The organism is Photobacterium sp. GB-72, from assembly GCF_003026095.1.
In the GTDB taxonomy this organism is placed as follows: domain Bacteria; phylum Pseudomonadota; class Gammaproteobacteria; order Enterobacterales; family Vibrionaceae; genus Photobacterium.
In genome coordinates, this window is record NZ_PYNV01000005.1 from 150,227 (window position 1) to 166,168 (window position 15,942).

The window sequence follows — 15,942 nt, forward strand, 5'->3', positions numbered from 1 at the left end:
ACAGGGCTTTGCCCAAGATTGTTGTTGGAGAGAACCATGGCAACATTAGCTAACTACCCAGATTACTCACTATACGCAAATGCGTTTGGTTTTTTGCGTCAACCACTCAACTTCTCACCAATGGAGTCTGATGCTGATGTGGTGATCACTGGTATTCCATTTGATATGGCAACCACGGGTCGTTCTGGGAGTCGCATGGGACCTGGCGCGATTCGCCAAATTTCAACCAACCTAGCATGGGAAGGTAAACGTTGGCCATGGACATTTAACTTATTTAAAACTATCAAGATTGCTGACTGTGGTGATCTGGTATTTGATTGTGGTGATGCCGCACAAATGTGTGAGCGTCTAGAAGCACACGCAACCGGCCTATTAGAACAAGGTAAGGCAATGTTAAGCTTTGGTGGCGATCACTTTGTGACCCTGCCGCTGCTTCGTGCTCACGCTAAGCAGTTCGGTAAAATGGCATTGATCCACTTTGATGCCCACACTGACACTTATGATCAAGGCAGTAAGTTTGATCACGGCACCATGTTCTACCATGCACCGAAAGAAGGGTTAATTGCCCCTCACCACTCAGTACAAATTGGTATTCGTACCGATCACTGCGACAGCTTAGGCTTTAACGTGATTGATGCTGGCACTGCTAATGATTGGTCGGTTGAGCAAATCGTTTCAACTATCAAAGAAAAAGTGGGTGATATGCCTGTGTACTTAACCTTTGATATTGACTGTTTAGATCCTGCGTTCGCACCGGGTACAGGTACTCCTGTGTGTGGTGGTTTAACATCAGATAAAGCACTGAAAATTATCCGTGCGCTAGAAGGTATTAACTTAGTTGGTATGGACGTGGTTGAAGTAGCACCGTCTTACGATCACGCTGATATGACATCCCTTGCAGCAGCAACAATTGCAACCGATATGCTGCACCTATGGGCATTAACTCATAAGAAAGCAGATATTAAATAAACGATAAAGCACATACCTATACCCAAGTAACTTCAAGATGCAGTGTTCAGCGAGACGACCTTAGTTCTCAGGCGCGGCAACGATTCGAAGATATAGTGGTTCTACATTGAGAATCGTTAACAAAGTCTGAGAGCTAAGGACGCTCGCCCTTTGGGAGCGTGTCACTGAGCCGACTTATTGCGTCAGACAACTTGGAAAGAGCTCGCTATTCCGCTTCGTTGCCTTCCTTGAATTCGACTCAGTGACCTCGCTCTGAATCAGGCACCTTGAAGCCACTTGGGTATATAAATACAAAAATGCCAGAGCTTTCACTCTGGCATTTCTTTAAGTGTGCTGTTTTATTATTTTGTGTCGTCGCTAGCTAATTAAGATCCCGCCCCACACAACAACAACCAGTACCATCGCAACAAATACCGCTGCCGAACCAATGTCTTTCGCTCGGCCACTCAACTCATGGTGTTCAGGACCGATACGATCAACCACTGCCTCAATGGCTGAGTTAATCAACTCAACAATCATCACTAACAACAATGAAGCAATCATGATTGCTCGCTCTACCCCAGTCACCGGTAAGAAAAAGCTAATCACAGTCATTAGCACCAGTAGCACTGACTCTTGGCGAAATGCCGCTTCGTTCTTCCATGCAGCTTTCAATCCTTGAACAGAATAGCCTGCGGCATTAATAATTCGAGTTATTCCCGTCGCACCCGGTTTCATTATTATTTTTCTCTCTATTTATAATCAGTTAGCTAGCATTGCATTAATGGGCGCTAATACTACGACATTGTGAAAATATATCTAGTTTAGGTTCATAAACGTTGGTTTTTACGTCCATTATGCCAAGTAGTGAATGGAACAGATAATCTTGTGAATATCCACCGGCTTGTGCTTCTTTTTCTAAGCAAGCACGGTTAATGTGCTGGCTTTTCTGATATTCAGGCGATAACCATAAAATCAATGGTACCGTTGTTTGCTCTTTTGGCGCTATTGCATAAGGTAAACCATGCAAGTACACGCCATCTTCACCCAAAGATTCACCGTGATCGGCCATATAGAACATCGCTGTATTGGCATGATGATCATCTTGCTTCAACATATCAATCACTTGGCTCAAGATATAGTCGGTATAAACAATAGTGTTATCGTAGGTATTCTTTACCTGCTGCTGAGTACAGTTTTGCAAATCGCTGGTATCACAGGTAGGGGTAAACACTTTAAATTTAGCAGGATAACGATCGTCATAGGTTGGCCCATGACTACCTATAATATGCAGCACAATAAAGGTATCTTGCTTCGCATCATCAATGTATTGCTGCAGGCCTTTCAATAAGATTTGATCGTAGCACGAGCCGTTATGGCACAAGCTAGGATCAATTTCAGCACTCATCTCAACATGTTTAATGCGATCACATGCCCCTTTACAACCACCATCATTATCTTTCCATAACACATCAATCCCCGCGTGGTGCATCACATCTAATACGCCATCTTGGTGACGTGCGGTCATTGGGTTGTAGTTCGCTTTAGTCATATCAGAGAACATACAAGGCACAGAAGCTGCCGTTGCCGTACCGCAAGATTTAACATCTTTAAAGCTGATCACATTCAATTTTGCCAGCTCAGGGTTGGTATCACGATCGTAACCATTGAGTGAATAGTTCATCGAACGTGATGCTTCACCTAATACCATCACCACCACATTCGGTTTACCTGTTTTTTCAGAGATAACAGCGTGTTCATTTACCGCATCAGTGCCAATGTGTTTAAACGGCATCTTCGCTTCAATTAACTGGTACTGCGCATAACGATAAGTGGCTGACAAATAGTTAGTTGGGTTAATCAGCGCCTTAATTTCAGAGTGGTTACGAACCAAAGACGCATAATCTTTATAATACCCAGCAGCAATCAAGCCAATCACTAGCAACGAGACAACAATCGATCCTAATTTTGACAGTAATTCTTTAAAAAAGGGCTTAAATTGTACTTTCATCGACGTAAAGATGATGGCAGGAATAATCCCGATAACCAATAACCATATCCCACCACCGAGCGATAGATAACTGGTCGCTTCACCGGTATTCGTCTCAAAAATATTAACGATCATACCGTAATCGAAAAATACGCCATAGCTGTACATACCATAGGTTGCTAATGCCGACAGAATAATCAGTACAGGGATCAAAACACGATATATCTTCGGCCAAATAAGTAAGGTAAAGATGATATTTAATGCCGCACAAATAAAGATCGGTATGGATATGGCAAAAATAAGACTATTTGGCGGATTGGCTTCAAATAATTCAGTGATATGTCGCCATAACGCAATATTTTGTATCGCCGTAAAAAACAGTGCGATTAAAAGCGTATATAGCACACTCGTTAAACGAAATTTCATGTGTCTATTCCCAAGAGTATTTATCATCATTTGGTATGGCGTGAACATTGGCATTCCAGTTCACAATTAACGTCATGCCAACCTTGGCGAATCTGTTCCATTTTGGCGGCGAATTATATCTATAAATTCATACAATTAACCAATAACTATATAAATTGCTTTATATCTTAAATGCAAACAAAGATTCAGCTAATGGATAGTGACGTTTTCATACCATCTTCTTTTCACCTTTTAGTAAATATAGAAGATGTACGATAACTGCACCCATGTCGAAAAAAGGTCAAAGCAATATATTCACGCGTTGAATTATGAATAAATAAGCTGTTTACATCCTGACAGGAGATAGAACAAGATACAGTTTTCACCACTTTGATATAAAAAACGCCAATACGTTCTCTGTATTGGCGTTGGAGTTATCAACATTAGGGGGATTAATGCTGAATCAAATTAACTTTTCACTGAACGACTTATTTCAAAAAGTCGTTGTATAGCATGTAAAGGTGAGCAGAACTCCATGAGAAGTTATTTGCGCCCTGCACCGCCCCTGTTTCAGGGTTGTAATTTTCCTGAATCGGAAGCTGCTTAGTTAAACCTTCTGCATTAGTAAAAAGTTTATTTACCATCTCATGCGCTTCTTTGGTATAGCCATAATTCGCCATCCCCTTCACACCAAAATAAAACTGATCAATCCATACTCGACCACGCCAGTAAATATCGGCACCATAAGCTGGGTTATCAGCCGATGCAGTCCCCAGTGGCACTGTCGTATTAAACTTTCTGGTATCCATCATATTTTGAACAACGGCTTTAGCGGTTGCATCCGTTGCTGCGCCATTAAACAGTGGCGACCAACCTTCAGCTCCCATGCCACGATCAACAATTGGCTTACCCGCGCAACCATTATTTAATTCTTTCGCTTCAGAACTATCAATATTGATGTCGTAGTAGAAACCAGTGTCAGTATCAAACATACATTTATTAATGTAGTCCCTAGTCTCTACTGCTTTTTGCGTAAAGGTTTCTGCGGCATCGCTATGACCTAATACCTCAGCAATTTGAGCAAGATATTTGTTATCGCTGTACCAGTATGAAGCTTGGTCGACCGATTCTTGCATCAGTGAGTAACCAATCACTTCACCAGATGCGTCTTTGTTCTCACTAAACTTCACCTGCCAATCTTTTTTCGCCAGATTCAGTTTTGCAGTATTAACCGCATCAGTATTACGGTAAGTCACAGTCTTAGCATTGATATTATAACTATTATCAAACTCGTACTTCTTTTTCGCATAACGACCTAGCTGATCGATGGTAGCAATTTCGTCAGAATCAGTCAGCCCTTGCGCATCAGCAATAGTGTCGATAAAACCAAATACCGCGGCATCATCACGACCTGACTCCCAAGACGCTGCAGTCTGTGCAGGGCTGCTAATATCAACGTAATTGCCCGACTCTAACAGTGCATTGTAATTATCAATACCATAAGCCACTTGCCATTCTGTATCGCCTTCTAACTTATATTTGTAAATAAGCTGGCCATCTTTCGTGTGCTCAGGATCCACTGCCGCACCGTATTCAGGAATACCGTTCTTATTAGTATCACGTGCAGTTAACCACCAATCATGGTATGCCACTAACTGTGGGTACATCTCTTCAAGCCATGCTTTGGCATCACTTGGACGGTTATATTTATCTTTCAGCGCTGTGTAGACTTCCCATACCGCCCATGACGCCAGTGATGGTTTTGTATTACGCTCATTCCATGTTTGTGCATCATTAAATTCGGTTAAGCCCAATGCATCTCCACGTTGCTGAGACATGTTCATACCCACCACATCAAGCAAATAGCCTTTATCATATGGACGTAACACATCGTCAGCTTTCACTTGGTGTTCAAACACTGTGCGAATGTTTTCCATCGCAAGATCAGGATTGAAATGCGCCATTGCATACGCTTGTTTCCACGTATCCCACGGCCACGTTAAGTTACCAGAGAACCAACGTGCGGTTACCGATGGCGTTACTGTATCATGGCTTACCATACCAGCGGGGCTGCGCCAGTTACCAGTTAAGGTTTCAATCGCTTTCACTGCAACCCGCTCTTGTTCTGTCGTTGCATTGTCATTTACTAAACCATGACTTAAGTAACTTTCCCAACGACTAGTGGTCGCATTCATATATTTAATAGGATTTTTCAAAATATCAGCCACAACTGGCTGCTCTTGTTTCCACTCATCCGCCGTTAAAGTATGACTAAAGACGGTATAGATCTTGGTTTCTTTTTCATTACCAATATCTGACGTTGATTGATATTCCAAACCCTTTACTGTTGTTTTAGCGGCAATACTGCGATCAATATAAAAAGCTGAATCACCACGGGTTCTCACCCACCATGAATCACGCTCTTTACCAAACTGTAGAGTAATATTCCCATGATTATCCGTTGTTAAAGTACGCGTTAAATCAGGTAATTGTTCAGCGACTGTTGCTTCATAACATTCTTGCTTATCATCTTTATCTAATTCACTGCATACTGGCTTTTCAACACCATCTAGGGCGTAGAAACGTTCAACTAATTTGCCGTCCCACAATAACGTAAGATCTTGACCACTATTATTAGTAACGGCCGTCTCAACCAATGAGGAACGAGAAGAAACAAACTGCAATGTCATCTCAACACGAATATCATCGGCGGTTAATGTTTGAATTAACGCGCCAGGAATACTGTAAGCAACAGCTTTAAAATCAACAGGCTGACCATCTTTTAAAATAGATAATTTATCGAAATACTCTGCTACCGAAGTATTATATTCTTCAGCGATAGCCGTCACACCAAAGCCACCTTTATTTTCTGGATTTGCTTTTAAATCTGGTAATAGGTGACCATGCCACGCGCCGTCATCATGTAATGGCGTATAAGCCATGTGATTACCCGCTCCAACTTCTGCAAGGTGTTTTGGTGTACCTGTGCGATCAATAATGTCTTTAAACTGCAGGGCTAATTCTGGTTTCTTTTTCTCTTCAGACGATGAACTAGACGAATCATCACTATTACAGCCAGCAGTCAATAATAAAGAGCCGATCACTGCGGCAAGTAATGTTTTCTTAGTTACTATTGGATTATTCGTCATTGTTACACCTTCAATATAAAGAGACATTCCACGTTAAAATTTGGACTGTTATGGTATTTTTAGTTTTAGCGTAGCTTGGGTATTACTCTGTACGCGGAAGGAATATTAAGGGCTAAAACCAAGAGTAAAATTGAAGCGGGTCACATAAATTATTTTACTAAAATTCAACCTAGGAATATCACGTAACAATTAGATACAAAGATTAAAAGTAACGTTTCTTTTATTTTTGAAGTAATTTCACACTATGAAATCACAGTCATTGCTTATCTATTTATGTTTCTTAAATCATTAAATGTAAAAGTAGATCTTCCCCCCAAGCCATATCACTCACAGTGATATTAACCCCAAAATACCAAATAAAAATAAATGACTTATGTAACATTCGTAAAAAATCACCCCGCTTACTTTTATGGAACTTCATGAGCAAGATCACAGTCATTAAAATACGGTATTTCAGTATTTATCTTTATTTTTGTGTTATTTGTTGTTTCATCCTTAAATAAACCTAAAAATTTCAGTAAAAAAAACAATTAAAAAGTAAAAAAATCGACTTAAATTAAATATAAAAAAAGCCACTCACAAAAGTGAGCGGCTTATCTATATTATAGTTATTTCGCGATCTTGCTTAGTGTTGTGTTGCTACTGTCGGTTTCTTTTCTTCAGCTTGAATAATGGCTTGTTGTTTCTTCTCAAAGCGAGAAATCCACCACCACGCAAGACCAGAGAATACCGCCGTCATAAAGACGTTAATGAAGAACGCACGCACTAAGTCAACACCTGGAGGAAACGCAGATGCCGTCATACTCACCATGAAAATTACGATAAGAACAGATACCACCCCCATACCTACTTTTTGTGAGCCCATACGGAAATCACGTGGGGTATCATCATGCTTCCAGCGGAAAACGAAGTAAGCGATCATGATAAGAATTGGCGGTAACATTGCCGTACCAGCGGTTAAGTTAATAGCAGTGTTCATCATCTGCTGTACTGACTCAGAGCCAAAACCGTTAACCACTAACATCGCAAATACAAACGCAAACTGCCACCATGCAGCGCGTACTGGTACGCCATGCTCGTTTAGCTCTGTGGTTTTCTCACCGTAAACACCTTTAGGAATTTCAGAAAAGTGGATTTTCACAGGTGCAGCCGTCCACATCATCATTGAACCAAACATCGCAATGAATAGAACTATCCCCACCAAACGCCCCACTAAGGCTTCAGAGATATTAAAGTAGTTACCCATACCCATGAAAATTTCAACCATGCCCCCCGCATACGTTAAATCTTCACGCGCCACAAATACGTTCACAAGTAATGAACCAAGCGCATACATACCACCAATTACGATACCCGCGACAATAATCACTTTAATAAATGACTTATGACCGCCTTTGACATCATTAAGATACGCTGCTGCTGTTTCAGCACCACCAGCGGCTTGGAAAATCCAACACATGATACCTAATGTCGCCCAGTTGATAGTTGGCTTCATCGCTTCTAATGTGATCGGTTGCGCTGGTTGATGATCACTACCAAGCGCCAACAATGCGCCTACTACATAAATAGCAAACAGTGAAAATACACCATAAGCGACTACTTCGGTGATCTTACCTAACCATGATGCGCCTTTGGTTGAAATATGGGTTGCTGCAGCAAATAACACAATCGAAATGACTGACGTTACGATTGGTGAGAAGCTGTACTCATACCCCATCATGGCGTATGAAGCATAAGCAATCACGTTTGGCAGTAATGAGATAAAGAAAAATAGGTTAACGAACCAGTACAGGAATGAGCCCATATACGCCATCTTGGTACCTAAAGGCTGCTTTAGCCAATCGTACATACCTGATTCTGAATTTTTATTCGCTGATACAAATTCAGCGATAATAAATACGAAAGGAATAAAATAGATCATGGTCGCCAATAGGAAGATTGGCGCAGAGCTTAATCCTAATTCGATATTGTTGTTAACGATATTACGAACATTAAATACCGCTGCGAATGTCATCGACAATAAGGCAAATTTGCCTATCGTACCTCGAGTTACTTCCGTCATATTTACTCCAAAAAAACTATCCATGGGACTCGTTGCCAATCTCATGAATATCAATATCAAAAGTTCAGGCCCACACTGTGAGCCTGATTGTTACGCTGCTTGGAACTATTTATTCAAGAAGTAGCCATCTTCGATAGTTACTTTTAGCACCACTTTTCTTACTGGGTTTTCACCTAAGAAACGGTACGCTTTGTCGTTTTCAAAAATCGCAATTTGCCCTTTCGATAACGCAATGACTTCACCATTGCCCACCAAAGTTTCACGGTCTGTTTCATCTTGATAAGCCACTTCTGTGGTTAATTGCGCTTTATCCGCAACTTCCACTTGCTCACTGCCTTCAAGGTAGTAATGCACATCGAAGTAACGACGATTACCAGTAAACATACCATTGGTTGGTGTCACACCGTTTTGCACCATGTACACCAGTGAATCACCAATCGAATGCATCACACCTTCTTGGATGTTCTCAATATTTTCAATGGCTTCTACACAACGGTTCCATTTACGTCCATTGCGGTACACCAATTTAAATTGCGCTAAGCTATCTAATACGATCATGGATTACGCCTTATTCGTTTGTAGAGCCGTTGTTGTAAAAAACGCTGAGTCAAAGTCGTGATTTGCCAATGCTTGTGGTCGGCAATCGCCAGCAGTAAATGGCAAAATTGTTAAACCGTAACGGAAGCTATTCATGTGCACGCGGTATGAATCCAGCACTTCACTACCCCAAGAGTTAGAGCCTAAGCCCATCACTTGGTGATCTAGGTTTAAGGTAATATAGCCACTCTTCTCAAGCTCATGGGTATGCTGTGCTTGGTGAAGGTTTTGGTTAGTGTAAAACCATGCACTGAAGTTTATTTCTTGCTGTGGTTTCACTAATACACCTGTGCCATGTTTATCAGCCAATGCAGCCCAACGAACGTGCTGGCGGTTACCGTTATTTTGTGGGAATGGGTAGTTTTCAAACATGTCAGCAACCGTAGTGCTGTAAACATCAATCATGTTAGCTTGGCGGCTATCTTGGTAATTTTCTTCAGGCCCACGACCGTAGTATTGCACCTGATCAAACTCGCCATTAATGCCCAAATCCAAACCAATCACAGGGATAACATGAGGGTAGTCACCGTAACGCTCACCACTTAATTCCACATTTAACTGACCTTGTGCATTGACTTGGTAGCGGTAATGACAACGCATACCAAAATCAAACACTGGCGGTGAAATAATGCTAGTGACAGTGATTTCACACTGACCATCGATGATTTCCACATTAAGACTTCGGAAGTGCTCTTGCATGATTTGTAGGTGAGCAGGGTGCCACAGACCTTCATACTCTTGCTTGTGGTTATCGATCATTGGTTTGAAGAAATTCAGCTTAGGTGAAGATTGAATCAGCTCTTTGCCATCAACTATCCATGACGTCAACTTACCGTTTACTTTCGAGAAGTTAAGTGCAAAGTTGTAACCTTTCACCATATAATCTAAACGTGTTTCTTCAATCGCTAATTCAGTCGCATTGTGATTAACAAAGCTTTCCAACTGTGCGGTATTCACTTTTAGCTCGAACTGGTAAACCGCAATATCATGATTTGCTGCACTGTAGCGAGTGCGAGAATCTTTACGTACAGTGAAGTTGACAAATACTTCACGCTCATCAAGCTCAGGCCACGCTAAGGTGATCATCTGCTCTGAGTTTTCAGCCAGATCTGTTAGTTTGAACTGCTCAACCAACAAGGTTTCACCTTCAGCGCGCACTTCTGCGGTAATGGTGTAATCATCAATGTTCGAGAACCACAATTTGTTCTCAACAATAAATTGACCTTGTTTCGCATCCACTTCACGGATTTTCACTGGCGCAATCACTTGCTTATATTCTTTCAAGCCAGGGCCTGGTGTTTGATCTGGGTAAATCAAACCATCCATACAGAAGTTGTAATTGTTCGGGTAATCGTTGTAATCACCACCGTATTTGTAGAATTCAGTGCCGTGTTCATCACGAGCTAGAATGCCGTGATCACACCATTCCCATACATAGTGACCTTGAATATGATCGTGCTTGTAGAACACGTTTTGGTATTCAGTTAAGCCTCCAGGGCCGTTACCCATTGCGTGTGCGTATTCACAGATAATGCGAGGTTTCGCATGTGGGAACTCACCAAAGTGATTCATCAATTGTGCGCGTGAGTACATAGTAGAGATCACATCCACCACTTCAGCGTCACGATCTTCTTCATAATGCACTAAGCGAGTATCATCAATCGCTTTAGTTGCCGCATACATAGCACGAATGTTACAGCCGTAGCCCGATTCGTTACCCATTGACCACATGATGATTGACGGATGGTTTTTCTGAGCGTGAACATGACGAACCGCACGATCAACAAACACCGTTTTCCATTCAGCGTCATCGGTAATACGGCTTAAATCGCCGACGTTAGCAAAGCCGTGTGTTTCCACATCGGTTTCCGCCATTACAAACAGACCGTAAATGTCACATAACTCGTAGAAACGTGGATCATTTGGATAGTGAGCCGTACGTACAGAGTTGATATTGTGCTGTTTCATTAGCACTAAATCTTTCTCGACACGATCCATACCTACAGCACGACCTTTAAGATGATCGTTATCGTGGCGGTTCACACCGTGTAGCATCACGTATTTGTTGTTGATATAGAACAGACCATCACGCACTTTAATATCACGGAAACCAACACGTTGCGGGATCACTTCCAGTACATTGCCTTGGCTGTCTTTTAGCGTCAGTAGTAGTTGGTAAAGGTATGGATTTTCAGCGTTCCATTGCACAGGAGCTGTAACATCAATGGCAAACTGCGCTTTAGCACTATCAGCAACATGAAGATCAGCCACAGTACCTTCAGCGATAAGTGTTGTGCCATCCATTAATTGGTATTCAACCAATGCCGTTTGTGCGCTTGCCGTTAAGTTTTCTAACTCAACATCACAGCTTAATGTGGCGTTTTGATATCCGCTATCAAAGTCAGTACGTACCGTAAAATCACGCACATGTAGCTGCTCTTTACCCACAAGATAAACATCACGGAAAATACCCGCAGTCCACCACATATCCTGATCTTCAATGTAAGTGGAATCCGCCCACTGCATTACACGAACAGACAGTAAGTTATTGCCTTGCTGAACAAATGCGCTGATATCAAATTCTGCAGTTAAACGGCTACCTTTGCTAAAACCAACGTATTGACCGTTCACATACACTTCAAAGTAAGTTTCAACACCGTCAAACTTGATAAGGGTTTGTTTGTTGTTCCAATCTGCACCTAATGTAAATGTGCGTTGATAAGCGCCAGTTGGGTTATCCGATGGTACAAACGGTACATCAATTGGGAATGGGAAACCTTCATCTGTGTATTGAAGATCGCCATGACCTTCCATCTGCCACATGTTAGGAACGGTAATTTGTTCCCACTGTGTCATTGGCTGGCTGTAAAATTCTTCTGGTACTAATAATGGATTTGAAAAATATTCAAATTGCCACTGACCACTAAGCAGCATAAAACGGCTACTTAGCTCACGTTGAAAAGTCGTTGCATGCTTAACTGAATCGTATGAGAAGAAATAAGCACGTGGTGCCATGCGGTTCTCATGCAGATGTTGGAAGTTTTCCCAGTTGTTCACGTTATGCCTCCCGGCTCAAACCGACATTTTTAATCTGTGATCAATCGTGCTAATGACGATAAATCTGCTGGGAGTGATTTTAGTAAAAGTTTTACTAAAATAAATCAATGAAAACGTTTTACATTACGTGAGTCACATTTTACGAGGGGATTTAAACCAATCCTGTGATCGGCTTAAAGGAAGTGGCCGAAGGTCAGATAACAGAAATAAAACAGTGTAAATAAAACAACGCTTTTCACAGAAAATAAAAAGGCACTGTAAAAACAGTGCCTTATAAATGCTTAATTGATGCTATTTAGTCGTACCACGCAGCTTTAACTTACTTGGCACATAAACTTGTAATGGCATAATCCGCCCATCTCGCGCCTTTTCCACCAGCAAATTTACCCCTTGTATCCCCATCATTTCAGCGTGAATACGCACAGTAGACAGTGAAGGGAAGGTAAATTTAGCCGTCGGTATATCATTGACACTGATCAGCGCAATATCTTCTGGAATAGCCAGTCCTTGTTCATGGATCGCACGCAGGACGCCAATGGCAATAGAATCAGAAGCAATAAATAACGCACTGGGGTAATCACCATTAGCAAACATCTGCTTCGCTAATTTATAACCAGAAGCGCTAGAAAAATCACCGCGGTAAATGTCTTTATTATCTACCACACCTTTTAACTGGCCATATTCAGAAAACGCGATTTCACGAATATCAGCGCTATTTGCCTGATCTTGTCCACCAATGAAACCAATACGTGGATAGCCTTGCTCAATAAAGAAATCGACAATTTGTTTACTGATCCTTTCAAGGTCAATATCCACGCTGTCGTAACGTTCTGAATTATCTGAAAAATCCACAAAGCAGATATTATCGGTTTTCTTTGATAGCTCTTTCAATAACTTATCTGAACAGCGTCCAACAATCAGTACCCCTGAAATCGTTGCATCATGGGAATCAAACTTACCGTCGTAACAGTTGATCAAATCAATATCAAGCTTATCGCATTGGGTCTCAATCCCATGACGAATAGAAAGATAATACGGATCATTCACTTCCGCTTCTTGCTTATGGCTATAAAGTGCGACAAAGCAATGCTGTTGTTTTTTCTCAACCACGGCTTTTTTTGAGCTGCTAGTTTTGTATTCGAGTTTTTCAGCAATTTCAAAAATACGTTGTTTGGTCTGTTCTTTTACGCTTAATGACGGATCGTCGTTGAGCACACGCGATACCGTTGCAAGAGAAACCCCTGCTTCATTAGCTATATCTTTTAATGTCGCCATAGTTAGTTTGCTTCCCATCAACAATGATCACTATCCTAGTGAGATATTTTAAAAATAACACTTTTAATTATTGTTTTATGTTGTGACTAATATTTTTAGTAAAAGGTGTCACACTACACCAAAATTCATAAAACAAAAAATTAAAATAATAATACATATATTCAACAAGTTAAAATCAATATCGTCTTTTCTTCTATCATCAATGCGCAAACTCTTATGATTTCTGTGTAAACGTTTACACATTGCAAGGTAGATCACAGATCGTCAACGCATTTAATTGATAAACTTTTAGCATAAAGTCGAGAACCGCAAGGCGCGGCTCTTCTCTCCATAAATTCAGCAGAGGCGAAAATAGTGGAAGTTTTAGTCACCGGCGGCATGGGATACATCGGCAGCCACACTTGCGTACAAATGCTTCAAGCCGGCATCACTCCTGTCATTATCGATAACTTATCCAATGCAAAAATCGGCGTATTGGCACGTATCGAAGCGTTAACCGGTGAAATGCCAGTGTTTCATCAAGGTAGCGTCCAAGATGAAGCGTTTCTCGATAGCGTCTTTGCCAAACACGATATTAAAGCCGTGATCCACTTTGCTGGCTTAAAAGCCGTGGGTGAGTCGGTCGAACAACCACTGGAATACTACGACAACAATGTTAATGGCTCTTTAGTGTTAGCTCGTGCGATGCGTAAAGCTGGCGTGAAAAGCATTATCTTTAGCTCATCAGCTACCGTGTATGGCGATCCTAAGGTTATCCCCATCACTGAAGACTCACCAACAGGAGCCACCACTAATCCCTATGGTCGTAGTAAATACATGGTGGAAGAATGTTTTAAAGATCTGTTCCATGCTGAAAACGATTGGAGCATTACCCTACTACGTTACTTTAACCCAGTAGGCGCGCACCCTTCCGGCACTATAGGTGAAGATCCGCAAGGAATTCCCAATAACCTAATGCCATTTATTGCCCAAGTGGCGATTGGTCGTCGCGAACGATTATCTATTTTTGGCAACGATTACCCAACCCCAGATGGCACAGGTGTTCGTGATTACATTCACGTTATGGATCTCGCAGATGGTCACATTGCTGCACTTAACGTTCTGCGTGAAAAAGCCGGATTGCATATTTACAACCTCGGCACAGGAAAAGGCTCTAGCGTATTAGAAATGGTCGATGCGTTTGCTAAAGCGTGCGGTAATCAAGTGCCTTACGTTATTTGTCCTCGTCGTGCTGGTGATATTGCAGAGTGTTGGGCAAGCACAGACAAAGCCGAACGTGATCTCAATTGGAAAGCGACGCGCAGCGTTAAAGAGATGACGGTCGATACCTGGAACTGGCAATCAAACAATCCTAACGGTTACTAATTAAGAGAGTAAAACACATGTCTGCTATTGAATTTAACCCTGTTGATCATCCACATCGCCGTTATAACCCGCTGACTGGTCAATGGATTTTAGTCTCGCCACATCGTGCTAAACGTCCTTGGAGCGGTCAAGATGAAAAGCCATCAACCGAGCAACTACCAAGCTATGACGAGAAATGTTTCCTTTGCCCAACGAACGATCGTATTTCTGGCGATAAAAACCCTGATTACCAAGGTACGTATGTATTTAGTAATGATTTTGCTGCACTAATGCCAGATTCACCAGAAGCACCACAATCGACTAATCCGTTGTTTAAAACTCAAGGAGTACGTGGTTTAAGTCGTGTGATCTGCTTCTCTCCCGATCACAGCAAAACCTTACCAGAGCTTCCGGTTGAAAAGATTCGTAACGTGATTGATACCTGGAACGATCAAATTGAAGAGTTAGGTAAAGATTACATTTGGGTACAAGCATTTGAGAACAAAGGCGAGACCATGGGCTGCTCTCAACCTCATCCTCATGGTCAAATTTGGGCGAATAGTTTTTTACCTAATGAAATCGAACGTAAAGAGCACAACCTAAAGGCTTACTACCAAGAAAATGGTCGCAACCTATTGGTCGATTACGTTGAAGCCGAACTAAAAGACGGTTCACGCATTGTGGTTGAGACCGAACATTGGGTTGCGCTAGTGCCTTACTGGGCAGCATGGCCATTTGAAACAATGCTGTTACCAAAGACGCATATCCGTCGTATGAGTGAGCTCACTGATGCGCAACGTGACGATTTAGCGTTAGCGATTAAAAAGCTGACAAGTCGTTACGATAATCTATTTCAATGCTCTTTCCCTTATTGCATGGGCTGGCATTACGCCCCTTTCTTTGAACAAGGCACTGACATTGATCATTGGCAATTACATGCACTGTTTTATCCGCCACTACTACGTAGCGCATCCGTGCGTAAATTCATGGTCGGCTATGAAATGTTAGCAGAGACCCAACGTGATTTAACCGCAGAGCAAGCTGCACAACGCCTACGTGATCTCAGCGATATTCACTATAAAGAACAAAAATAAGTTATTACTTACACTTTTTCA

The 15,942-nt window shown here is 41.7% G+C and carries 10 protein-coding genes; 3 read left to right on the forward strand and 7 right to left on the reverse strand.

Translation table 11 applies throughout. From position 1 onward, the window contains the following. Positions 1–36 precede the first annotated feature (36 nt). Positions 37–969 (forward strand): agmatinase, encoded by a 933-nt coding sequence (gene speB, locus C9J40_RS08410; protein WP_107246491.1) that lies wholly within the window; start codon positions 37–39, stop codon positions 967–969. Positions 970–1,326: 357 nt separating this feature from the next. Here speB and C9J40_RS08415 read toward each other — a convergent pair whose 3' ends face one another. From C9J40_RS08415 to ebgR, 7 genes are all read right to left on the reverse strand, one after another. Next, positions 1,327–1,686: a diacylglycerol kinase gene (locus tag C9J40_RS08415; RefSeq protein WP_107246492.1), complete on the reverse strand. Its 360-nt coding sequence runs from the start codon at positions 1,684–1,686 to the stop codon at positions 1,327–1,329. Positions 1,687–1,729: 43 nt separating this feature from the next. Next, positions 1,730–3,364: a phosphoethanolamine transferase EptA gene (gene eptA, locus C9J40_RS08420; protein ID WP_107246494.1), complete on the reverse strand. Its 1,635-nt coding sequence runs from the start codon at positions 3,362–3,364 to the stop codon at positions 1,730–1,732. Positions 3,365–3,831: 467 nt separating this feature from the next. Continuing rightward, positions 3,832–6,492, reverse strand: coding sequence for an alpha-glucosidase (gene ygjK, locus C9J40_RS08425; RefSeq protein WP_107246496.1), 2,661 nt, complete (start codon positions 6,490–6,492; stop codon positions 3,832–3,834). 625 nt (positions 6,493–7,117) lie between these two features. Next, positions 7,118–8,554 (reverse strand): amino acid permease, encoded by a 1,437-nt coding sequence (locus C9J40_RS08430; RefSeq protein WP_107246497.1) that lies wholly within the window; start codon positions 8,552–8,554, stop codon positions 7,118–7,120. A 105-nt stretch (positions 8,555–8,659) separates the two neighbouring features. Beyond that, a complete protein-coding gene (locus C9J40_RS08435; RefSeq protein ID WP_107246499.1) occupies positions 8,660–9,112 on the reverse strand; it encodes a beta-galactosidase subunit beta in 453 nt (150 codons plus the stop codon). Positions 9,113–9,115: 3 nt separating this feature from the next. After that, positions 9,116–12,208 carry a beta-galactosidase subunit alpha gene (ebgA, locus tag C9J40_RS08440; RefSeq protein ID WP_107246500.1) on the reverse strand — a complete coding sequence of 1,031 codons (3,093 nt, stop codon included), beginning with the start codon at positions 12,206–12,208 and terminating at the stop codon, positions 9,116–9,118. A gap of 291 nt (positions 12,209–12,499) precedes the next feature. After that, entirely contained in the window at positions 12,500–13,483 is a 984-nt protein-coding gene (gene ebgR, locus C9J40_RS08445; RefSeq protein ID WP_107246502.1) for a transcriptional regulator EbgR, read from the reverse strand. Positions 13,484–13,837: 354 nt separating this feature from the next. Between ebgR and galE the strand changes: the two genes are divergently transcribed. Beyond that, a complete protein-coding gene (gene galE / locus C9J40_RS08450) occupies positions 13,838–14,848 on the forward strand; it encodes a UDP-glucose 4-epimerase GalE (RefSeq protein ID WP_107246503.1) in 1,011 nt (336 codons plus the stop codon). 17 nt (positions 14,849–14,865) lie between these two features. Further along, positions 14,866–15,921, forward strand: a complete 1,056-nt coding sequence (locus C9J40_RS08455; protein WP_107246505.1) for a UDP-glucose--hexose-1-phosphate uridylyltransferase — start codon at positions 14,866–14,868, stop codon at positions 15,919–15,921. The last annotated feature ends 21 nt before the right edge of the window (positions 15,922–15,942 follow it).